20 protein-coding genes are annotated in these 23,444 nt (G+C 36.8%); 13 read left to right on the forward strand and 7 right to left on the reverse strand.

Features of this window, described 5'->3' with window-relative positions; genetic code table 11:
• The first annotated feature begins 99 nt into the window (after nucleotides 1–99).
• From sstT to AC1M9K_RS00135, 9 genes are all read left to right on the forward strand, one after another.
• On the forward strand, nucleotides 100–1,302 hold the full coding sequence (gene sstT / locus AC1M9K_RS00095) for a serine/threonine transporter SstT (RefSeq protein ID WP_481588116.1): 1,203 nt from the start codon (nucleotides 100–102) through the stop codon (nucleotides 1,300–1,302).
• 34 nt (nucleotides 1,303–1,336) lie between these two features.
• Nucleotides 1,337–2,014 carry a YoaK family protein gene (locus AC1M9K_RS00100; RefSeq protein WP_481588117.1) on the forward strand — a complete coding sequence of 226 codons (678 nt, stop codon included), beginning with the start codon at nucleotides 1,337–1,339 and terminating at the stop codon, nucleotides 2,012–2,014.
• Nucleotides 2,015–2,026: 12 nt separating this feature from the next.
• Nucleotides 2,027–2,563 carry a DUF2058 domain-containing protein gene (locus AC1M9K_RS00105; RefSeq protein ID WP_481588118.1) on the forward strand — a complete coding sequence of 179 codons (537 nt, stop codon included), beginning with the start codon at nucleotides 2,027–2,029 and terminating at the stop codon, nucleotides 2,561–2,563.
• 563 nt (nucleotides 2,564–3,126) lie between these two features.
• Nucleotides 3,127–4,368, forward strand: coding sequence for a mechanosensitive ion channel family protein (locus AC1M9K_RS00110; protein ID WP_228143075.1), 1,242 nt, complete (start codon nucleotides 3,127–3,129; stop codon nucleotides 4,366–4,368).
• Nucleotides 4,369–4,398: 30 nt separating this feature from the next.
• Nucleotides 4,399–6,264, forward strand: coding sequence for an ABC transporter ATP-binding protein (locus AC1M9K_RS00115; protein WP_481588119.1), 1,866 nt, complete (start codon nucleotides 4,399–4,401; stop codon nucleotides 6,262–6,264).
• Nucleotides 6,251–6,685, forward strand: coding sequence for a MaoC family dehydratase (locus AC1M9K_RS00120; RefSeq protein WP_481588120.1), 435 nt, complete (start codon nucleotides 6,251–6,253; stop codon nucleotides 6,683–6,685). Before AC1M9K_RS00115 ends, AC1M9K_RS00120 begins: the two co-directional genes overlap by 14 nt.
• Nucleotides 6,686–6,801: 116 nt before the next feature.
• Nucleotides 6,802–7,833, forward strand: a complete 1,032-nt coding sequence (locus AC1M9K_RS00125) for an AraC family transcriptional regulator (RefSeq protein ID WP_035267503.1) — start codon at nucleotides 6,802–6,804, stop codon at nucleotides 7,831–7,833.
• A 68-nt stretch (nucleotides 7,834–7,901) separates the two neighbouring features.
• Nucleotides 7,902–8,276, forward strand: a complete 375-nt coding sequence (gcvH, locus tag AC1M9K_RS00130; protein ID WP_035267502.1) for a glycine cleavage system protein GcvH — start codon at nucleotides 7,902–7,904, stop codon at nucleotides 8,274–8,276.
• A gap of 196 nt (nucleotides 8,277–8,472) precedes the next feature.
• Complete coding sequence (locus tag AC1M9K_RS00135; protein ID WP_481588121.1) at nucleotides 8,473–9,648, forward strand: MFS transporter; 1,176 nt, start codon at nucleotides 8,473–8,475, stop codon at nucleotides 9,646–9,648.
• Between the two features lie 54 nt (nucleotides 9,649–9,702).
• Here the strand turns inward: AC1M9K_RS00135 and AC1M9K_RS00140 are convergent, their stop codons facing one another.
• The 4 genes from AC1M9K_RS00140 to AC1M9K_RS00155 form a co-directional block, all read right to left on the reverse strand.
• Nucleotides 9,703–10,866, reverse strand: coding sequence for a PilT/PilU family type 4a pilus ATPase (locus AC1M9K_RS00140; RefSeq protein WP_481588122.1), 1,164 nt, complete (start codon nucleotides 10,864–10,866; stop codon nucleotides 9,703–9,705).
• 162 nt (nucleotides 10,867–11,028) lie between these two features.
• The gene (locus AC1M9K_RS00145) at nucleotides 11,029–12,066 is read right to left on the reverse strand and encodes a 3-deoxy-7-phosphoheptulonate synthase (RefSeq protein ID WP_481588123.1); all 1,038 of its coding nucleotides are present in this window, start codon (nucleotides 12,064–12,066) and stop codon (nucleotides 11,029–11,031) included.
• 409 nt (nucleotides 12,067–12,475) lie between these two features.
• On the reverse strand, nucleotides 12,476–14,611 hold the full coding sequence (locus AC1M9K_RS00150; RefSeq protein WP_481588124.1) for a sensor domain-containing protein: 2,136 nt from the start codon (nucleotides 14,609–14,611) through the stop codon (nucleotides 12,476–12,478).
• Between the two features lie 384 nt (nucleotides 14,612–14,995).
• Entirely contained in the window at nucleotides 14,996–15,757 is a 762-nt protein-coding gene (locus AC1M9K_RS00155) for an alpha/beta fold hydrolase (protein WP_481588125.1), read from the reverse strand.
• Between the two features lie 244 nt (nucleotides 15,758–16,001).
• On the opposite strand from AC1M9K_RS00155, the gene AC1M9K_RS00160 reads away from it, so the two are divergent.
• Nucleotides 16,002–17,207 carry an amino acid aminotransferase gene (locus tag AC1M9K_RS00160; RefSeq protein WP_035267772.1) on the forward strand — a complete coding sequence of 402 codons (1,206 nt, stop codon included), beginning with the start codon at nucleotides 16,002–16,004 and terminating at the stop codon, nucleotides 17,205–17,207.
• A 41-nt stretch (nucleotides 17,208–17,248) separates the two neighbouring features.
• On the opposite strand, the gene AC1M9K_RS00165 is transcribed toward AC1M9K_RS00160, so the two are convergent.
• Nucleotides 17,249–18,358: an S-(hydroxymethyl)glutathione dehydrogenase/class III alcohol dehydrogenase gene (locus AC1M9K_RS00165; protein WP_092766302.1), complete on the reverse strand. Its 1,110-nt coding sequence runs from the start codon at nucleotides 18,356–18,358 to the stop codon at nucleotides 17,249–17,251.
• A 135-nt stretch (nucleotides 18,359–18,493) separates the two neighbouring features.
• On the opposite strand from AC1M9K_RS00165, the gene AC1M9K_RS00170 reads away from it, so the two are divergent.
• Together AC1M9K_RS00170 and AC1M9K_RS00175 are read left to right on the forward strand one after the other, a co-directional pair.
• The gene (locus AC1M9K_RS00170) at nucleotides 18,494–20,038 is read left to right on the forward strand and encodes a phospholipase D family protein (protein WP_481588126.1); all 1,545 of its coding nucleotides are present in this window, start codon (nucleotides 18,494–18,496) and stop codon (nucleotides 20,036–20,038) included.
• 90 nt (nucleotides 20,039–20,128) lie between these two features.
• Nucleotides 20,129–20,566, forward strand: a complete 438-nt coding sequence (locus tag AC1M9K_RS00175; RefSeq protein WP_180027843.1) for a hypothetical protein — start codon at nucleotides 20,129–20,131, stop codon at nucleotides 20,564–20,566.
• Nucleotides 20,567–20,595: 29 nt separating this feature from the next.
• On the opposite strand, the gene AC1M9K_RS00180 is transcribed toward AC1M9K_RS00175, so the two are convergent.
• Both AC1M9K_RS00180 and AC1M9K_RS00185 read right to left on the reverse strand, forming a co-directional pair.
• Nucleotides 20,596–21,183 carry a uracil-DNA glycosylase family protein gene (locus AC1M9K_RS00180; protein ID WP_035267781.1) on the reverse strand — a complete coding sequence of 196 codons (588 nt, stop codon included), beginning with the start codon at nucleotides 21,181–21,183 and terminating at the stop codon, nucleotides 20,596–20,598.
• A 13-nt stretch (nucleotides 21,184–21,196) separates the two neighbouring features.
• Entirely contained in the window at nucleotides 21,197–21,919 is a 723-nt protein-coding gene (locus AC1M9K_RS00185) for an SGNH/GDSL hydrolase family protein (RefSeq protein WP_035267784.1), read from the reverse strand.
• 154 nt (nucleotides 21,920–22,073) lie between these two features.
• Here AC1M9K_RS00185 and AC1M9K_RS00190 point away from each other — a divergent pair, with 154 nt between their 5' ends.
• On the forward strand, nucleotides 22,074–23,444 hold the full coding sequence (locus AC1M9K_RS00190; protein ID WP_051586584.1) for an alpha/beta hydrolase-fold protein: 1,371 nt from the start codon (nucleotides 22,074–22,076) through the stop codon (nucleotides 23,442–23,444).

Here is a 23,444-nt window from a genome sequence, read left to right on the forward strand (position 1 = left end):
TATTATGAATAAGTTTTATATTTAAAATCATTTTTAAGTATAGAATACCCCACTTATTTATCCGATTTTAAGCCAGACTCGGCATTATTAGGTTCAGTTATGTTCACTGCTCTAGCACGTTTGAGTTTAGTCACCAAAATCATTATCGCCATTATTCTTGGCTTTTTGGTGGCTATTTTTTTTCCTCAAGTTGCACCACAATTAAGCTTGCTGGGTGATTTATTTATTAAAGCCCTTAAATCTGTTGCACCAATTCTTGTTTTTGTTTTGGTCCTTTCTTCGATTGCAAACTTTAAAGTTGGTGATAGCAGCAGTGCGAAAATCAAACCCATTATGATGATGTATGCCGTAGGTATGTTTTTATCTGCGTTAACTGCTGTCATTGTGAGTAATTTATTTCCAAGCACTCTTTTCTTAGATGTCGCTGCGCAAGCTGATTTACAACCACCTGGCAGCTTGACTGAAATTCTTAAAAATTTATTACTCAGTTTTGTTGCGAATCCTATCGTTGCATTAAGTGAAGCAAACTTTATTGGGATTTTGGGTTGGGCTGTTGCACTGGGTATAGCATTTCGTCATGCCACAGACACCACAAAACAGTGTCTGACGGATGCTGCGAATGCCGTGAATCACGTGATTCGTCTTGTCATCAGTTTTGCACCTTTCGGTATTTTTGGACTTGTTGCAGTGACTTTTGCAGATGCAGGTCTTAAAACCTTAGCAAGTTATGCACAATTATTGTCTGTTCTATTAGGGACTATGTTCTTTGTTGCACTTGTAATTAACCCAATTATGGTGGCATTTGTTACGCGTTCAAATCCTTATCCATTGGTTATTCAATGTCTACGTGAAAGTGGGATCACCGCATTTTTCACCCGTAGTTCAGCAGCAAATATTCCGGTGAACTTGGATCTTGCCAAGCGTTTGGGCGTGAATGAATCGACAGCGAGTGTAGCAATCCCGTTGGGTGCTGCAATTAATATGGCGGGCGCATCAGTAACGATTACCGTATTAACATTAGCAGCGGTGAATACACTTGGTATTTCCGTTGACTTTACTACAATGCTTGTTCTTTCTGTTGTGGCTACTGTTTCTGCCTGCGGTGCTTCAGGTGTAGCGGGTGGTTCACTGTTATTGATTCCTGTCGCTTGTGGCTTATTCAATATTTCACCAGATGTGGCTATGCAAGTTGTAGCCATCGGTATGGTGATCAGTGTTCTACAAGATTCAACTGAAACAGCACTCAACTCATCTACAGATGTATTGTTTACTGCTGCGGTTGATCGCGCTCCTTCAAAATAATATATTCATGGCATAAACTTTTAGAATGAAAGATATGCCATTTCAATTCCTTCCAAACTGGGTACAATTTGGGGCTTTCATGCTTGCAGTAAATGCAGGCATGATCAACGTTTTGGGTCTCATTTCTCTATTACATCAGTCAGTTTCACATATGACAGGCAATGCAAGTCTGCTTGCCATCGGTCTTATTGACCATGATTTCAAAGCTGTATTTTTTCTGATTCTTATTATCCTGAGTTATGTTTTAGGCTCTAGTTTTAGCGGTCTGATATTGGGGAATAGTCAATTTAAACTCGGACGCAGATATGGTCTACCATTGAGTTTAGTGACTTTTTTTATTCTGCTCTGTTGGGTATTTATTCCCTATTATCCTCGTTATGCACTGCTATGGGCATGTTGTGCGATGGGTGTACAAAATGCCATGGTAAGTCATTATAAAGGTGCGATTATTCGCACGACTCACCTTTCTGGTGTCTTAACCGATCTTGGTTTAGCATTTGGATATTTTGTAAGAGGTCTTACAATGGAATCCAGAAAAGTTATTTTGCATTTAGTGATTTTATTTGGTTTTATTATTGGCAGTACTGTTGCGGCATTCAGCTATCCTTATTTACAATTAGAAGCGTTTTTAATTCCTGCAGGTTTAAGTTTTTTACTGACCCTGATCTATTGGATTTTATATTTCCGTCATTGTTATTTTCAAAAATCGTAGTTGGTATTACTCATGGTAAAAAATGCCTTGCAAGCACAATTGCTCAAAGCTGGTTTAGTCGATCAAAAAAAGGCTAAAAAACTTTCTAAACAAGCTGTGCATGAGCAACGCACGGGTCAAAGCAATGAAGCTGAGATTAAAGCTAAGATTGAACAAGATTTAAAGCAAAAATTAGAAAAAGATCAGAGTCTTAATCTTGAAATCAAACGCCAGCAAGATGAAAAAGCATTACGTGCAGCAGTAGTGCAAATGATTGGTCAGCATAAAATCAAAGATATTGATGGTGAAATCAGCTACCAGTTCGTTGATGAAAATAAAATTAAGAAAATTTATATTAATCAACAAGTTTACAATGCACTCGTGGCAGGCACATTAGTTATCGCCAAAGATCAAACAGGTTATGCTGTTCTACCAAGAGTGTTATCTGAGCGGATTAATGAAAAAGTCGAAGGATTTATTATTGTGAATAATGCTGAGAAAAATGAGGCTATTACGGATGAGGAAGATCCATATGCAGCTTATGTTATTCCAGATGATTTAATGTGGTAAATCTCTCTAAAGCCTAATTTATTAGGCTTTTTTAACGCTTTATATGTGATTCAGATTGCGGTGTAGCGGGTATAAATTCATGATTAAGATGCTTTAGGTCATATTGCTGCGTCCAACCATCACGAGAAGACTCTATCAATTTTCTGCGCTCGTCTTTTATTCTCTGATTCGATTTTTTTCAATCGATGTTGTTTTGGAGAGCTTTAAAAAAATAATGGATTGACTTTCTCGCATTATTTTTTCATTTTCTAACTGCTGAAGATGAGCAAGTTCAATAATGCTTCTTTGAGGAGCTTTCGCAAAAAGCAAAGAACACAGAGAGATCGATATAAAAAATATTAAATTAGATTTAAACATGGGTTTTATAATTTGAAAATGTAATGACGATAATCTACGAAATTTTATAGTGTGACTTATTTCACATTAATTTTATTTAAAATAGAATTTCATAAAACGTAGTTCAAGTAATTAATTTAATCTATTCTGTTTGATAAACGTTAACTCTAATAAATTTAATAACTTAAACCATTAAGCTAATGCTAATTCATTTAGAGGTGATCAAGTTGGACAGATTAAATTTTGTAACTCAAATCCAAGAATGGTCAGATCAATTTCCTTGGTTAGAGATGTTGACCTCTCTGAGCATTCTTATTCTCATTGCATTTATCGCAAATTTTATTGCTAAACAAGTGGTCGTCCGTGGTATTCGCAAAATTATTAGCAAACTACGTTTTAGTTATAGTGATGTCTTAGCGGAACATAGCGTTATTCGAAGAATTGCAAACATTGTCCCAGCATTGGTGATTATGAATGGAATTGTGACGGTTCCTCACCTGTCTGAAAAAGTCATTACATTGATTCAGATGTTTGCACAAGCCTTCATTTTCTTAACCATTGCCTTGGCAATTAGTCAGCTTCTCACCATTTTTAATATTATTTATCAACGTAATCCTAAATCTCACAATAAGCCAATTAAGGGTTATTTACAGTTAGTTAAACTCATTATTTTTGTTGTTTGTGCTCTGATGGTCATAGGAACATTTCTTAAAAAAGATGTTTTCACGCTATTGGCAGGTTTCGGGGCAATGGCAGCAGTGCTCATGCTGGTTTTCCAAAATACAATTCTATCTCTAGTGGCTTCAGTTCAAATCTCTTCATATGACATGGTTCGGATTGGTGATTGGATTGAAATGCCAACCTTAAATGCGGATGGCGATGTCATTGATATGTCATTACATACGGTGACCGTACAAAACTTTGATAAGACCTATACCACTATTCCGACCAATCGTTTGGTGACAGATACTTTTAAGAACTGGAGAGGTATGCAAGAGCAAGGTGTTCGTCGTATTAAACGTGCACTCTATATCGATCAAAATAGTGTTCACTTCTTATCTGCAATGGAATACAGCAAACTTAAAGAATTTCTGATTTTAGAAAAATATCTGGATGAGAAACAAACTGAGTTAAAAAACTTTAATCAGCAATATGCAAATAATGGGGTCAATAATCAACGTCGTTTAACCAATTTAGGAACATTCCGCGCATATATTGAATACTATTTAAAAAATCATCCAGGTATTGCACAAAATCAGTCCTTAATCGTTCGTCAATTACAACCGACAGGTGAAGGTTTGCCTATAGAAATTTATGCTTTTACAAATACGACAGCTTGGGTGGCTTATGAGGCGATCCAATCCGATATTTTTGATCATCTTTTGGCGATTCTTCCTGAATTCGGATTAAAAATATTCCAGATTCCTTCTGGGAATGATTTCAAGATTCCTCAAGACACAGTAAACTGAGTTTTGATTAGATGAATTAAGATTAGTCGTATGCTGCAGTGGTTTGAAAGACTCGTTGATCCATATCCATCCAAAGATTTAAATCAGCCCTTGCCGAAGAAATTTTTTCCATTTGTTTGGCAAGCAGCATCAGGAGTTAAGCGTTATCTCCTGGCGTTGGTGTTATTTACTGCAGCAACAGCTTCATTTGAAGCTATTTTCTTCTCTCAAATTGGTCATTTAGTTGATTGGTTATCCGCATCGACGCCTCAAAATTTTCTCGAAAATAACCAAACAAATCTAATGATTTTATCTGGTTTTCTACTGGCTAATATTTTCTTTGCAAGTTTGCAATCAATCATAAGGCATCAGATATTATTCAGCAGCTTTCCAATGCGCTTGCGTTGGCGTTTTCACAATTTATTACTTCTTCAAGGCTTGGACTTTTTTCACAATGATTTTGCAGGTCGATTGTCAGCTAAAGTCATGCAAACTTCACTTGCTGTTCGTGAATTTTGGGTAATTTTGGGGGATATCGTTACTTATGTGGTGATTTATTTTATTACCATCAGTGTGGTTTTAGGAAACGTCTCCCCTCTACTCCTTATTCCCCTGATGGCATGGTTGATTTTATTCATTGGCGCGGCATCCTTCTTTATCCCGCGACTTGGAAAAATTTCAAAAAAGCAGGCTGATGCACGCGCGGTGATGACTGGTCGTGTGACTGATGCTTATACAAATATACAAACAGTAAAATTGTTTGCACATGCTGGTCGTGAAAGCCAATATGCCAAAGAGTCTATGCAACTTTTTATGAAGACGGTGTATACCCAGATGCGTCTGGGAACTGCTTATGAAATTAGCATTAATCTACTGACCGCAATTTTATTCTTTGGCGTTTTAGGTACAGCAGTTTGGCTTTGGTTTATTGGTGAAGCAAACATCGGTGTGATCGCCGCAACGACAGCCATGATTTTAAAGCTGAATAGTATGGCTTCTTTTATGATGTGGCAAACTTCAGCCTTATTTGAAAATATTGGTACCATCCAAGATGGGATGACCACGCTAGCCAAACCAATAGCAATTCAAGACAAAGAAGCTGCACTGCCACTCAAGGTACATTCTGGTGCAATTAAATTTGATAATGTGAGCTTTGCATATAATCAAAAAAATGTTATTAATCACTTGAATTTAGAAATTAAACCGGGTGAAAAAATTGGAATCGTTGGTCGGTCTGGTGCTGGAAAATCGACACTGATCCAACTACTACTTCATTTTTATCAAACCCAACAAGGTAAAATTTATATCGATGGTCAAGCGATTGACGAAGTCACCCAAGATAGTTTAAGAAAAAATATTGCACTCGTGACGCAGGATACTTCTTTGCTGCATCGAAGTGTTGCTGAGAATATTAAATATGGTCGACCTGAAGCGACTGATGAAGAAATGTATGAAGCTGTCCGTAAAGCTCGGGCAGAAGAGTTTATCCCGCAGCTTACAGATCTACGTGGTCAGACAGGATATGACGCTTATGTGGGTGAGCGTGGTGTAAAATTATCTGGTGGGCAAAGACAGCGTATAGCAATCGCACGGGTATTCCTAAAAGATGCTCCAATTTTGATTTTGGATGAAGCAACCAGCGCACTCGATTCAGAGGTTGAGGCGGCGATTCAGGCAAGCCTTGATGACTTGATGGAAGGTAAAACGGTAATTGCAATTGCACACCGACTTTCAACCATTGCTCAAATGGATCGATTAATTGTTTTGGATCAAGGAAATATCGTAGAACAAGGATCTCACGATGAGCTGATCCAACAGAATGGAATTTATGCCCAACTTTGGCAACGCCAAACGGGTGGATTTTTAGTTGAACAAAAAGTGAAAGACAAGGAATTAGACGAAGATGCTTTATCTTGATGATTTAAAAGTGGGTGATCAGTTTAAAAGTCGTGAATATGAGTTAACACTCGAAGAAATTAAAGAATTTGCACAAAAATATGACCCTCAAGTCTTTCATACTGATGAAGAGGCTGCAAAAGATCATCCTATTTTTCAAGGTATCGCAGCCAGTGGTTGGCAAACTTCAGCCATTACCATGCGTCTCTGGACTGAATGTTTTCCAATTGCCAAGGGGCTTATCGGTTCAGAGTCAAGCTTAAGATGGCCAAAACCAGCTCGTGCAGGTGATCGTTTGCATGTGGAAGTTGAAATTGTTGCTATCAATCCTTCTAAAACAAAGCTAGATCGTGGAATTGTGAGTTATATCACACAAACAAAAAATCAGTATGGTGATGTTTTGTTGATTTCAACCACAAAAATTGTCGTTTTTAAGGCTTAAACATCGGTTTCACACTAGATTTGTCCGACAAAATTGGTATTTTCTATCTGGAATTTATGTCAGTATTATTTTCACCAAAAATTATGAAAAAAATTGTGTAAAGCAATGGATCGCACATGAAAACAGTTTCAGTTCGCCCAGATTTAGGCATTCCAGGTGTTTATGGACTCTTACTTTTAGATGTTGTTTCTCGTTGGGGTTATAGTGCTGAGTCGCTATTCGCTCCCTTTGGATTCACCAACGAGCAACTTGCCGATCCTGAATTTAGAATTCCACTACAAGTAGCGAATGAGATGATTATTCTCGCGCGCAAAATGACAGGTGAAAGTTCTCTTGGTTATCATCTTGGTAACCAAATGCGGATTTCTATCCATGGTTTTATTGGCTATGCCATTATGACCTCGAATGAGATTACTGATGCACTTATTTTAGCCAACCGCTTTATACAACTGCGTATGCCTTTTCTGCAATTTCATTTTTCGACATTTACAGAACAAGTTTCTTTGCAGTTACAATGTGATATTGATCTTGAACCGCTGAGAACTGAAATTGTCATGGCTTTGACTTTTGGTGTCATTACCATGGCAAAAGCACTGACAGGCATAAATGATTTGTATGGCGAAATTAATTTCGACTTTCCTAAACCTGAAGGCTTTGACAAATACATCAGTCGTCTACACCCTAAAACGATTATTCATTTTGACCAGACTCATTTTCTTGCCAGTTTCGATAAAAGTTATTTAGGCTTGAAGATGGTTAACGCAGATCCGATTGCCAGTCAAATTGCAATTAATCAGTGTGAAGCAGAACTATCAGAGCTTGGAGAACGCCGTCGAATTTCAATGCGTGTTCGCGATATTTTGACACATTCTGAACAGCACTATTTAAGTATTGAAAATGTGGCAGATCGCCTGCATATGTCTGATCGTACACTGAAACGTCAGTTGGCTGCAGAAGGAACTTCTTTTTCAACCTTAGTGGATGAAGTTCGATATCGTCATGCAACCTCCCTACTGTCACGTACTGACTATTCACTTGAACAAATCGCAGATGAACTCGGTTATTCAGATGTTGCGAATTTCAGTCGTGCATTTAAACGTTGGAGTGGTCGAAGTCCAAGCAGTTGGCGTAAAGATCCATATTTATAGAACTTTCGTTTTTAAATAAAACACTGTATAACACAAGAAAATTTTTCAAATCGAATTGAGGAGTCGTGATGAATCATCCTTCAGAGCTTAAATATGCTCGCACACACGAATGGGTACGTATTGAAGGTGATCTCGTTGTTACTGGGATCTCAGATCACGCACAAGATGCATTGGGTGATCTTGTCTATGTAGAAGCACCTGAAGTAGGTCGTGAATTGACTGCTGGTGAACAAGCGGGTGTAGTTGAGTCTGTGAAAACAGCTTCTGATATTCATGCTCCTGTAAGTGGTGTAGTTGTAGAAATTAATGAAAATCTAGAAGATGATCCAGATTTTGTAAATGATGATCCCTATGGCAAAGGCTGGATCTACAAAATTAAACCATCTAATTTGGCAGATGTAGAACAACTTCTCTCAAATACAGATTATGAATCAGGTTTGTGATATTTATGACCAGTCTACGGACTGGTTTTTTATTTATACATTTTCGGATGAATGGCTCACTTTTTGATGTAATTTTCATGTAATTTGATTATAATTAATTCAACTTCTCTCCCTACTTCATTGCTGACCAAAACCAAAAATAATTTTATTTGGCACAGATTGAAGCTTTTAATGGTTCAATATTTCAAGGTTGTCTATGTCTTCTATACATGCTGAGCATCTATGGAATAAATCTTTTATTCTGTGTCTAATTAATAACTTATTTATTTTCATCTTCTATTTTGCTCAGACAACGATATTGCCAATTTATATTCTGAATGATTTAAATGGTAATATTACCCAAGCTGGGCTTGCACTGACTTTATTTCTAGCTTCATCGATCGCAATACGACCGTTTACCGGTCTCATTATCGAGAAGATTGGGCTTAAAAAAGCACTTTATATCTCTGAGTCATTTTTTGTACTGCTCTCTTTCGCTTATATCTTTGCTGATAATCTAACCCTATTACTGGTCATTCGGTTACTACAAGGAATTTGGTTCAGTATTTTGACCACTGCCATGATACCAATCGTCAATGACTTCATTCCAAATCAGCGTAAAGGTGAAGGCATGGGCTATTTTGTCATGTCAGTCAATCTTGCCATTGTACTAGGACCCATGTTGGGCTTGATTCTCATTCAACCATGGGGATATATTCCAGTGGCTACACTTTTAGCTTCAATTGTTTTTATTGGTTATTTGTTCTGCTTTTTGATTCCGATCCAGACACAATTTCAAACTGTTAAGCGCAAAACAAAAATTAGTGTTCATGATTTTGTTGAGATTAAAGCTTTACCTGTTGCGATGATGGCGATGCTCATTTCATTTTCTTATGCAAGTATCATGTCTTTTATCTCGACATATGCTGAATCAAAAAATTTATTGACCTATGCGAGCTTATTCTTTGCTGTTTTTGCAATTTCCATGATGCTTCTAAGACCCTTCACAGGAAAGTTATATGACTCTAAGGGTCCTGCCTACGTTGTCTATCCAGCGATTGTGAGCTTTAGCATTGGGCTATTCATTCTAAGCCAAATTCATTCTGCTGCCGGATTATTGATATCTGCTGTCTTTATTGGTATAGGCTTTGGGTCTGCACAGCCATGTCTCCAAACGCAAGCCATTCAAGCTGTAGCACGTGAACGAGTTGGACATGCGAGTTCAACTTTTTACACCTTTTACGATATTGGCATCGCATTAGGTTCTTTTATTCTAGGTATTGTGATCACACACTATCAGTATTCGATTGCATATATATTATGCGCGATATTGACGCTTTTGAGCTTGCTGTTTTACCGCTTCGTTGTTCAAACTAAAGTTAAAGCGGTCTAGATAGCTAAAAATTTGTCCAAAAAAAAGCCTTCAGATGAAGGCTTTTTTATTTAATTAGATCTCTGCATCTTCATCAAACATACTGAAGGTTTGTGAAGAGGTTTCAGCATTCTCTCGGACGCGTGTACTTTTTAGCTTAATCTGTAGACGTAATTCATTTTTAGAGTCAGCATTACGAATGGCTTCATCATAACTGATCGCACCTTCGTTATATAAATCAAATAATGCTTGGTCAAATGTTTGCATACCAAGTTCTCGCGACTTGGTCATAATTTCTTTCAACTCATGAAAGTTACCTTTCAAAATCAAATCAGAAACTAAAGGTGTATTTAGCATGACTTCTACAGCAGCTCTACGTCCGACACCATCTTCAGTTCGAACTAAACGTTGAGAAATAATGGCTTTCATATTTGATGAAAGATCCATAAGCAACTGATTGCGCCGTTCTTCAGGGAAAAAGTTGATAATTCGATCCAAGGTTTGATTGGCATTATTCGAATGTAACGTGCCTAAGCACAGATGACCAGTCTCTGCAAAAGCGATCGCATGCTCCATGGTCTCCGTATCACGGATTTCGCCAATTAAAATTACATCTGGTGCCTGACGAAGTGTATTTTTAAGCGCATTATGCCATGAGTGACAGTCCACTCCGACTTCTCGGTGAGTGACCATTGATTTTTTATGTTTATGCACGTATTCAACTGGATCTTCTACAGTAATGATGTGCCCTGCTGAGTTCTCATTACGGTAATCAATCATGGCAGCAAGTGAAGTAGATTTACCCGATCCAGTGCCACCAACCACTAGAATTAAACCTCGCTTTTCCATTACCACATCTTTCAATGTTTCTGGTAATTTCAACTTTTCAAAGTTTGGAATTTCAGAGGTAATGGTACGAATGACCATCCCTACATTAAGTTGCTGTTGAAAAACATTCACGCGAAAGCGCGATACATCTGGGACATTAATGGCAAAATTACATTCTAATTCACTCTCAAATTCTGCTCTTTGTTTTTCATTCATTAAGCTATAAGCGAATAGTTTTGTTTTTTCTGCAGTCAAAGCTTGAGAACTTAAAGGCTTCATTGAACCTTGATGTTTCATACTTGGAGGAAAATCAGCTGAAATAAATAAATCTGATCCCTCATGTTCAAAAACGCTTTTAAGCAATCTGAACATGAATTGCCGAGCTTCGCTAAGTAATTCATTACTGAACATTAATTTCCCCAAGTTATAAATATTAAATACTTAAAATACTAATAGAAATATAAGGTTATTTCAGCTGTTTCATCAAATATTTAATGCTTTAAACAAACATTCAAATCTTAAAGGCAAAAAAAAAAGAACCCATATTTGATGGGTTCTTTTTTATGAATTATATTAGGAGAGTTGTTGAGCAACATCCAAAATCAATTGCTCTGTACTTAACCAACCCAAGCATCCATCAGTCACTGATTGACCATAAGTCATGTGATCAGAAATTTTCTGATTGCCATCGACTAAAAAGCTTTCTAGCATGACGCCACGGACTTGTGTTTGAGGTCGTTCATTCACAATTTGCTTTAATACAGCAGGTTGATTCAATGGATTTTTAGCACTATTCCCATGGCTACAATCAATAATCAAAGCTGGTAATACATGGTTATTGTTTTCTTGAATCTTTTTAATTTCAGCGAATTGGTAATTTGTACCCTGATTCGATCCACGTAAGATCAAATGTGCGTGCGGATTACCCTTTGAAGATAAAATGCTTGGACCACCATCTTGACTTAAACCAAGAAATTGATGCGGTTGTGAAGCGGACTGAATGGCATCCAATGCAATTTGGATTGATCCATCTGTACCATTTTTGAACCCAATGCTATAAGGCATATGGCTAGATATTTCACGGTGAATTTGCGATTCGCTTGTTCTCGCCCCAATCGCGCTCCATGAAATCAAATCATCAAAATATCCTGTTGCCATTGGGCTTAAGATTTCTGTGGCCAACGGCAAACCCATTTCAGCAATTTGAATGAAGAGTGATCTAGACTGTTCAAGTCCTTTTTGCATATCTGCTGAACCATTTAAATCTGGATCATACAAGAAGCCTTTCCATCCTACAGTGGTGCGAGGTTTTTCAATATAAGTACGCATCACGATGAAAATCTGATCTTTGACTTGTTCTTGCAGTTGTTTTAATTTTTGTGCGTATTCGAGGGTTGCTTTAGGATCATGAATCGAACATGGACCAGTAATGACCAATAAACGTGGATCATGACCCGCTAAAATGTCTTGTATTGTTTGGCGATGTTGACGAATTTGAAGTGAAAATATCGGACTAACTGGTAAAGCTGATTTTAGTTCTAATGGTAAGCTTAATTTTTTTTCTAAAGTATGTTGAGCTGTGGTTATAAGCTGAGAATTAATTGCATTCATCTTGAATTCCTTTGGGCAGCAATTGCCCTATCTTTTATTTGAGCGTGAGGTGTCTATTGGCTGGGTTTTGTTCTTGACTAAAATAGAACCAATAACCGTTGCTAAAATAAAAAGTATTCAATGTTTTCATGAGATGCTCCTATATTTGTTGAGATGAAAAAAAACCTGATTGGTGTTGCCAATCAGGTATAAACTTGATGGGCAACATTTTTGTTGCCCGAACGCGTCTAGGCAACTAGATGTTAAATTGCCAAAAATAATAATAAGCGTTAGTAATCAAGTGTGTCGTTTTCATCAAATTATCTAAAATATAACCCTTAAAAGTAAAATACGCATAAATAGACTGATTGACAAGCAATTTATATAAAAAATATTGTTATATCAATCATAACTCAAATATATCAATGGTTTATTGCCTATCTGTAGGAAGCCAATCTTTTATAGCACATACTTGTTTGAGCATCAGTTGCTCAGCCTCAGACTTACAAATCGCTTGGCTAAATAAAAAGCCTTGACCATATGCACAGCCAACATCCTGAAGACTTAAGAGCTGTTGGCATGTTTCGACACCTTCTGCGATCACATCTAATGACAGAATAGGTCCGAGCTTAGCAATGCCCTCTACAATTGAATTGATTGACTTCTCCTCATTCATTCGATTCACAAAAGCATAATCAATCTTGAGACAGTCGACAGGATAATCTCTTAAATGCGTCATTGAAGAATGACCGGTTCCGAAATCATCCAATGAGATTCGAAGACCATAATTTTTGAGCTTTTGTAGTGCTCGAATCACAAATTCTACTCCACGCTCAGACAGAATATGTTCTGTAATCTCAACCTCGATTAAATGAGCAGGAATTTGATGTCGTTCTAAACGTTGAATTAACAATTCTGCATAATTGTCACGCATGAATTCAACTGGAGAGGCATTAATTGAGATCGGTACAAGTTGAACGCCCTTAGACATCCAATCTGCCATGTCACTGAAAATCTTTTGATGCATGATTTCACTGATTTTACTGGCCAGCTCATAATCGTTAAACGCTTCTGAGATTGAAGCTGGATAGTGAAGTTGCTGCTGTGTATCATGCCAACGCATCAAAGCCTCAAATCCGATTAGCTGACAGTTATCTAAGCGAACCTTAGGTTGATAATACGGCTCGATTAAATTGTCCTGTATGATATAGCGAGCAGTATCAAGTTGTTGCATCTTCTTTTCAGCAAGTGCAAACATTTCGTCATCATACATACGATACCCACCACGACCCTTTTCTTTAAGATCATTTAGAGCGGTATCCGCACATTTCATCAATCCGAATACATCTTGAGCATCTTTAGGATAAATGGCACATCCAATACTCATCCCACTATTAATCACTTTTCCTGCATAAGTGATGGGGGCAATATTTTGTTTAAGCACTTTCTGTGTGGTTTGATGTAATTCTTCTTCTGATGTCATCCCTGGGACAATAATTGCAAATTCATCTCCACCTAGACGTGAAACAATACACTTGCAATCCAAACTCTTTTGCAGACGTTTAGATAAGACTTTAAGTAGATGATCTCCAGCAGGATGACCTAAAGTATCGTTAATGTTTTTAAAATGATCGAGATCAATAAACATCATACCAATAAGTGTTTTTTCACGATTTGCTTGTGAAATCGCCGCTTTTAATTTATTTTTGAAGGCACGACGATTCATCAGACCAGTCAGATCATCATATTCACTGCTGATTTTTAGTTTAGCTTCGGCAACACGTTGACGGGTAATATCACGTGATACACAGAGAATACTGGTCGTATTTCCTTGTTCATCATGCACAGGTGTTAAAATATTATCCCAATACATCACAGTATCGCCGTGTGTGCTCATCCCCGCAAAACGGGCATTCTTCCCTCGAGCTGCTGTTTTAATCGCTTTTGCCCCCTGTTCACGTACTTCAGGTGGTAACAGCGTTAACCAATCCATTCCAAATTTCTTAACACGCTCTTGACCCAGTAATGCCATGCATCCAGATTTGTTCATGTGTTCAAGCTTGCCATCTGGTGTGATAATTTTTATACAGTCTACGCTGACATCGAGCATATCTGTATTGGCACGCAAGGCCTCAGCAGTTTCACGCATTTTGATTGTACGATCATGGATATTTGTGCAACTTATCATCCAATTTTGCTGATTGGATTGAATCACCTTAGGTTCAGCAAGCATTAAGAACCAAAGATATTCACCTGATTTATTTTTTATACGACACTCTTTTTCAAATTTCTGACCGTTTTTTTGAGCATCATTCCAAATCTGATAAAGATGTTCAGCATCATCAGGATGAACAAATTTAAGCCAGTCTACGTCACGTAAGATTTGCGTATCCGCACCGATATATTGTTTAAGTGCGAGATTACAATACCCTGAGTTGGTGTGACTGACCCAAATCAAATTGGGCAGTAAATCAAGTGCAAATTTAAAGTCATCTGACAGTGTTAGATGCAAAGGCACAGCTTTGGACTGTAAATGATCAGCTCTATTCAGATCCAGAATGCTCATAGTTCACCTATTTGAAAATAACAACCCATCAAAATGACGAATACAAAAATCAGCGTAAAAATTTAGAATTTAATTAATCAGTATTTAAATTTCGTTAATAATGATTATTAATCATCATTAATTTTAAAATACGTGATAATAATAACACTTAAATGGATTAAATTAATACAAATACCATTTCTGCATGATACATAATTTTTATCACTTGTGAATATTAAATAGACAAAATGCATAAAAAATAATGAAATACGACACAATAATGAATTTATTTGATAATTCGACATCTTAGAATTACATAATTCCGATTTTAATTAAAAAAAATACCTACTTATATTAAGTAGGTATCGACTAATATAAAAATAATCTAAACTTATTATTAATTTATTATAAAAAATCTTTAATGTTCTTGATAACCTCACTTGGTTTTTCTGCATGTAACCAATGTCCAGTGCCATCAATCGTCACAAATTTAGCTTTAGGATATTGGAACCGAATAAGATCGTTATCGCGCTCGAGATTAATATAATCGGATAATTCTCCTTTTAAAAACAAAGTTTCATTCGATTGTGGATTAAGACGTTCCCATGACAAAATCTGAAAATATTGTTGTTTAAGTGCATCTAAGTTAAATAGCCACTGTCCATTGCGGAAAGATTTGAGCAGAAATTGAATAACGCCAATTTCATTAATATATTTCTGCATCAACTCGGTTGCCTCCTTTCTTGAAACAACTTGAGCTTTTTGAACTTCTTCTAAAGCTTTGAAAATTTGATCATGATGAGATTTTTGATAAGCGACGGGTGCCATATCAAGTACAATCAACTTAACTACTCGATGTGGTACAAGGTTTGCTAAGTGCATGGCAACTTTCCCCCCCATCGAATGACCAATGATGTGAAATTGTTGCACATTCATATCATCTAAAGTTTCTACAACATCTTGCGCCATGAGTTGATAACTCATTTGATTAGAATGAGGTGATAAACCGTGATTACGCAAATCAATTTGGATGACATCATGCGTTTCCTGAAATGCTCTCGCGAGCATGCCGAGGTTCGATAAACTACCAAAAAGACCATGAATCAGAACAAGAGCAGGTTGACGTTGATTCGCATTTGATTTGGTGATCTCAGCATTTAGTCGCATATATATACTCAAATAGCTTTAAAAATGTGATTCAAATTCTAACAGTAGATTTTGTATTTTAGTGTTAGTTTAATTTTTATTTATATAATTCAGTAAATTAAAGACAATCAAAAAAATTCGGTTATAAGTAAAAGTATTGAGTTTTATAAAAATTAGTCCTGTAATTCGATCTTGTGATCGTGCGGAAATTATATATATTATCCGATTAAACTTTTTACTTTGAACATTTTAGGAAATTTAGACCATGTTTCATCATGTAGATGCTTATGCAGGTGACCCTATTCTTTCACTTATGGAAGAATATAGTAAAGATGAGCGTACTCAAAAAGTGAATTTGAGTATTGGTCTATATTATAACGAAGACAGTATTGTACCTCAGTTAAATGCGGTCAAAGCTGCGTACAAAAATATTGAACCGAGCAACGATAAAGTTAAACTTTATTTACCAATGGATGGTTTGAAATCTTATAACGAAGCGACTCAAGCATTAGTTTTAGGTCCTGATAGTCAAGCGCGTAAAGATGGTCGTGCTGTCACGATTCAAACACTTGGTGGCTCAGGTGCACTTAAAGTTGGTGCTGATTTTTTGAAAAAATATTTCCCTGAGTCAGATATCTGGGTAAGTCAGCCAACTTGGGATAACCATATCGCAATTTTTAATGGCGCTGGTATCCAATCGCATTTCTATCCTTATTTTGATGCTGATACAAATGGCGTTAACGTTCCAGCAATGCTTGAGGAATTAAAAACACTAAAAGCAAAAAGTATTGTTTTGCTTCATCCTTGCTGCCATAACCCAACTGGTGCAGATTTAACGCCAGCAGAATGGGATCAAGTGATCGAAGTACTTAAGACGAATGATCTTATTCCATTCCTTGACATCGCTTACCAAGGTTTCGGTAAAGGTCTTGAAGAAGATGCATACCTTATTCGTGCTTTAGATAAATCAGGTATGAATTTCATTGTGAGTAATTCATTCTCAAAAATCTTCTCACTGTATGGTGAGCGTGTCGGCGGCTTAACATTTGTCTGTGATGATCAAGCTACTGCTCAAAAAGTGCTTGGACAATTAAAAGCAACTGTACGCCGTATTTATTCTAGTCCAGCAAGCACAGGTGCATTGTTGGTTGAAAACGTGTTAAACAACGCAGATCTAACTGCTCAATGGCAAGCTGAATTACAAGAAATGCGTGAACGTATTATTAAAATGCGTGAATTGTTAAATGCTAAATTGAGTGCGGCTCTGCCTGAACGTGACTTTAGCTATCTAGTAAAACAACAAGGTATGTTCAGTTATACAGGTTTGACTGGCGAACAAGTGGATATTCTGAAAGATAAATATGGTATTTATTTAGTCCGTAGTGGTCGTATGTGTGCAGCAGGATTAAACTTAAATAATATTGATTATGTGGCTGAATCAATTGCAGAAGTTTTGAAAGCTACCGCTTAAAAACAAAAAAACGGGCATATCGCCCGTTTTTTATTGCCCAATTAAAAATGAACAACTGTACGGATTGATTTACCTTCGTGCATTAAGTCAAAGGCTTTATTAATGTCTTCTAGCCCCATAGTATGAGTAACAAAAGGTTCTAATTGAATGTCACCCTTCATCGCATCTTCAACCATTTTTGGTAATTGAGTACGACCTTTTACACCACCAAATGCTGTACCCATCCATTTACGTCCAGTCACTAATTGGAATGGACGAGTTGAGATTTCTTGACCTGCACCAGCCACACCGATAATGACAGATTGCCCCCAACCACGGTGTGCACATTCAAGCGCTGAACGCATTACGTTTGTATTACCGATACACTCAAATGAATGATCAACACCCCATCCAGTCATCTCTACAATGACTTGTTGAATAGGTTGATCATAGTCCTTAGGATTGAGGAAATCTGTAGCACCAAACTGCTCAGCCAATTTAAATTTTTCTGGATTAGTATCCACTACAATAATTCGGCCAGCTTTGGCTTGTTTAGCACCTTGAACAACTGCTAAACCAATACCACCTAAACCGAACACAGCAACAGTATCACCTTCCTGTACTTTTGCAGTATTGTGAACCGCACCAATACCAGTCGTCACGCCACAACCCAATAAACAAACGTGTTCAGGGTTTGCTTCAGGATTAATTTTTGCTAACGATACTTCGGCAACAACTGTGTATTCACTGAATGTTGAACACCCCATATAATGGTAAATAGGTTCGCCGTTATACGAGAATCGAGTCGTTCCATCAGGCATAACACCTTTACCTTGAGTGGCACGTACAGAGACACATAAGTTTGTTTTATTTGATTTGCAGAACAAACATTCGCCACATTCTGCAGTATAAAGTGGAATGACATGATCACCTGGTTTTACACTGGTTACACCTTCACCAACTTCAACTACAATACCTGCACCTTCGTGACCCAGTACCGCAGGGAATACGCCCTCTGGGTCTTCACCAGAAAGTGTAAATGCATCAGTATGACAAACACCTGTATGCGTAATTTTCACCAATACTTCACCAGCTTGTGGTGGAGCAACATCTAATTCAACAATTTGTAATGGCTGACCTGGACCGAATGCCACCGCTGCACGTGATTTCATGATGAAAACTTCCTTTGTAAATTAAGATTTAACAGATAAGTTACAGTAACCGCTTTTGATAAAAACATTCAACTATTTGATTGATGATATTATAGCCATACAACTGAATAATAAGATTTAGGAACGACAGCTTTGATGCTTATGTTGCGATATATATTGTGTTTACTCACATTCTTTATTTTAACTGGATGTAATTTGGCGATGAATACAAGTATAAAACAAGTCCCAATCCAACCTCATACCACACATTGGCTCAGCAATACACCAGAAACAAAACGCAATATTGAACAAGGTTTAACTGCATTCTTACCGCTTCATGATCCTTTTATGAGTATGGCTTCACGTGTTCATTTAATACGTGAAGCACAACATACGATCGATTTACAGTACTATATCTGGGAAAATGATGTGATTGGTCAGCATTTATTGTCTGACCTACTTAAAGCAGCTGATCGTAATGTGAAGGTTCGACTGTTAATTGATGATCAAAATGGCACTCAATTAGACTCGACCTTAAGTGCATTGTCTGAACACCCCAATATCGAAATTAAGCTATTCAATCCCTACAAATTTCGCGGCTTTAGAGTTTTGGATTATGTGTTTCGCTTTAATAAAATCAATCATAGAATGCATAACAAACTGATTATTGCTGACGGAGCGATTGCTGTTACTGGGGGGCGTAATATCAGTAATGAATATTTTGATGCCAGTGACAATTTTCAATTCGCGGATATGGATATTTTATTTGCAGGGCAATCAGTTTCAGCTGCAAACACGGTGTTTCACCAATTTTGGAATGATGAGCTGAGTTATGATATTCAGCAAATAATTCCTGAGTCTCAAAAAGAATTGGCGCATTTAAGATCGTATTATTCAACCAAGCAAAATTTTCAAGGTGCTGAAACTAAAAAACGTATTGATCAAGCAGAACGTTTTTTAGAAGAAAATTTAAAAAAACATCCTATTCGCTGGTCTAAAGCTCATTTTGTTGCAGACAGCCCCAATAAAATCAGAGCGAAAGCTCAATCTCATGAACTGCTGTTTAATCAGTTCAAATCCATTATGGGGAAACCTGCTCAAGAAATAAACTTGGTGTCTGCCTATTTTGTTCCTACTGTTCATGGTGAGTCTTTACTCAAACAATTGAGTGAGCAGAATGTCAAAGTTCGAGTTTTAACAAACTCATATTTGGCAAATGATGTCCCGATTGTTCATGCATTTTATCAAAAATATCGAACCTCACTCTTAAGGTCAGATGTAAAACTTTACGAGTTTAAACCTTATATTGAACGGTCTGATCGGACTTGGTATGAAATTATGACGGGTAATGTTATTCCTGCGAAAGGAAAAAATGCGTCGCGGCTTCATGCTAAATTTTTTACTGTAGATGATAAAGTTTTTATTGGAACATTCAATTTTGATCCACGTTCAGCGTATTTGAATACTGAACTTGGACTGATCATTGAGTCAGCCGATTTTAAAACAGAGATATCTCAATCTTTAAATGAAAATCTTCCCAAAGTTGCCTATCAACTACATTTGGATGCACATCAAAACTTAAGATGGGAAGAACAACGAGGTGAAGAAAAGTTAATACATGATCATGACCCTGAAACGACTCGTTTTCAGAGATTTATGTTCAAGTCTTTGTCCTATCTCCCAATCGAATGGATGATGTAAATTCTTTGTTGTGACTGGTTTGTACAACCAGGATAAATTGCATTATTATTCACGTTTTATTTTTTGAACCCTTGGTTCTACTCTACTCCCATGCAATTTTTTGATCTTAGTCGACAGTATAATCTGAACGACATACTCACGCCTTTTTTATCCCTTGAAGATTTATCTCAGCATGAATGGTATTTAGCTAAAATCAGTGTTGATTATGATTGCCTTACTGATGAAGACCTAATTGAAGGTTCTATCACCTTAAAGTCTAACCATAATGTTCAAATTGAATTGGCTTGGTTAATTTTAGACAATGGTCATGAGTTACAAGTTTTGTTCAAAGGCATTGAAACCTCTGTCTCAGAGCAAACACTCGTGATTGTGAAGGGTGCCCGCTTAGTTGATGAAAAAGGACAAGAATTATCTGCTCAAGCATTATCTTTATGGATTGATGGTACTCTACTCAATATGCTTCCACATATTCGTAAAGAAATTAAATCACGTTTAAACTTGTGGGATTATGTAGATTATGATGTGTAATAAGCATCTCGATTGACTTTAACAGGTTGTTAAATTAATCCAATTGACTGGAAAAGTTCACGATAGTATTCGGCTTTCTTTTCGAGAGCTAAAGGATAAGCTCTTGAAGAAGATGGCATACGATGAATTCGGATATCTTTGTTATCAAATTGCAGATCCACGACTGTACCCATTTTAACTTTAGTGTGTACAGATGCATTCATTGACTTTAATAAGGTCTCAGTTGCTTTATCACCTGTGGTCATAATATCTCGACAATATGGAATTTTTTTAAGCAATAGAAACATATCTGTCGGTGTAACGATTTCTAGAAATTGATCTGAGGCATTGTCTTTCAAACGCCGTATTTGATAGGCTGTATCAAATATTGCAATGCCCAACTCATTTAGAAAATCTTTCAGCATTTGCTCTTTGAATTGTTTATTTTCACGGTCTAGAAAATAATGAGAGTCTTGAAAAAAGATCAACCCATATATTTTCCACATATCATTTTGAAAATTCGGATAATAAAAATCCATTTTCCATCTTGCTTTCGGCGGAGGAAAACTGCCAAGCATGAGTAATTTGGCTTGTTGAGGTACAAATGGCTCAAGTGGATGTGTTTCGATATCAGTCATATCAAATTTCGGTCTAACTTTTCGATCTAAAGTGATTTTGAATAATCGAACTAATTTTTTTTGCCCAAAGCTGATAGATTTCTTTACTTGGATGAAATCCATCCTCAGCCATCTTTAAATTGAGTTGTTTATACTCATCCAAATCATATTTAACCAATTCAAATTTTGGTTGTGGTTCAATCCAATTTTCCAATTCAACATTCATTTGATGGGCATATTTTCCAAACAACCAAGCTAAAGGATTTGGTAATGCAGGAAACTCATTCATCGGTGGAACTCCAGTCGCGATAATGAGCTTGGGTGAAAATTTCTCAGCGATCAGTGAATATAATTGTTCTTGTAGGCAGATCCATTTATGTGGTGAGATGAGCTGTGTTACATCATTGACCCCTATCGAAGTTACTACAATATCAAACTGATCGTCATTAATAGCCTGTATAGTTCGAATTACATCTGAAGTACGATTTCCAGTTTTTGCAATTAATGACCAGCGAATTTGAAAATGATCTCTTAGTTCTTGTAACAATGTTCCGCTTAGCGCATCTTCTTGAAATTGCACACCCACACCAGCAGCAGCTGAATCACCTAAAATTAAAATTGATATTTGAGGGCCATTCCCAACCAAACCATTTCTTTCCCCCAAAGCTTCTGCTAAACGAGGTGTATTTTTCTTGACTTGGTAACCTTGCACAAGTAATGCTGGAATGAGTGCGATTGTCGCTAATTTAAGAAACATGTATTTGATTTTAGGTTTTGATATTTCCTATTTTAAACGATTTTTTGATATTTTCATTGCTATTTATTATTGAAAATAATTATCATTTACAATGATTAATTCAAAGCTATAATCTATGAATCATCCTATCAAATTTTTTTCTATATTGATGTTAATGAGTGCCGCAGTAAGTGCTGATCTTTCTGTAAATCATTCATTACAAGTCAGCACTCAACCTTATGCCCCTGCATGTGAAGATATGGATGCCAAAAGTAAAGTGCTTCAGCAAATCCAAAACAAGATTCAGATGCATCCTGAGCAAAAAAATCATCTCCTCGATCAATTTTGGTCGGAAATTCGTAAAAATCAAACCCCAATAATTGAAGATTTTAATGAAACACACCAACGTGTCATTTATTTATATCGTGGTGCAAAACACAATGTGCGATTAATCAGTGGTCCGAGTAATGATCATGAATGGTTAACTCGGCTTAAAGGTACTGATATTTGGTTTAAAGAAAGTATTGTCGATTCAAGATTTATCGGAAGTTATAGTTTTGCTGTGGATTCGCCGAATATCGATGGATATTTATCAAATTACTGCCCACATTTAAACCCAAATTTAAAAGAATCACGAGATCAGCGTCGATCTATTTTAAAGGTACAACAACTCGACCCTTTCAATCCTCATAAGTGGTTTGATTCTAAAAACATTGCCTTAAAAACGAATACCACGCTGAGGAATGAAAATATCGCAAAACTCAGTCGAGCGCCCAATTTTATTGATCCAACTCAAATGGCTGAAAATAGTGAAAAACAATTAGTTTCATCCGTGTTGAAAAGTAAAGTTTTGGGAAATGATCGTCTTATTCAGATTTATGCAACTCCACCTCAAGTCGGAAAATCATATATCACTCTGATTTTTTTTGATGGTGAGCAATATGCGCATTTAGTTAAAGTTCCCCAGATATTAGATCAGTTGGTTCAACAACAGCAACTCCCACCTATACAGGCTGTTTTTGTTGGACACCCAAATGATCAATTACGTGCTAAAGAACTTAGCCCCAATCCAGAATACACACAGTTTTTTCAAGAAGAATTATTGCCTTGGATGAGTCAACATTTGCCCTATCAACATGATCACAACAAAACAGTCTTATTGGGTTCAAGTTTAGGTGGTCTGAGTTCTGCTTATTTGGCGTTAAAAACATCCAATGATATTAGTCACGTCGTGCCACTTTCTGGTTCATTTTGGTGGAAATCTGATCCAAACGATACAATCAATGGTATGAGTAAACTGATCAGAGCTTCAACATTAGACAATACAAAGAAACTCAATTGGTATATTTCAGCCAATAGCTATGAAAATTCGAGACAAAATAATAGCTTAAGCATTCTAGAAACCTCTCCGATTGTCGCTCAGGATTTAATCGATCAGGGACACAATGTTCACTATCAAGAATATATAGGCGGACATTCATATGCCGTTTGGCAAATCGTCATACAAGATGCTTTGAAATATTTCTTTAAAAATAAATCCCACTAA

This window comes from Acinetobacter sp. 24-47-67 (assembly GCF_056779735.1).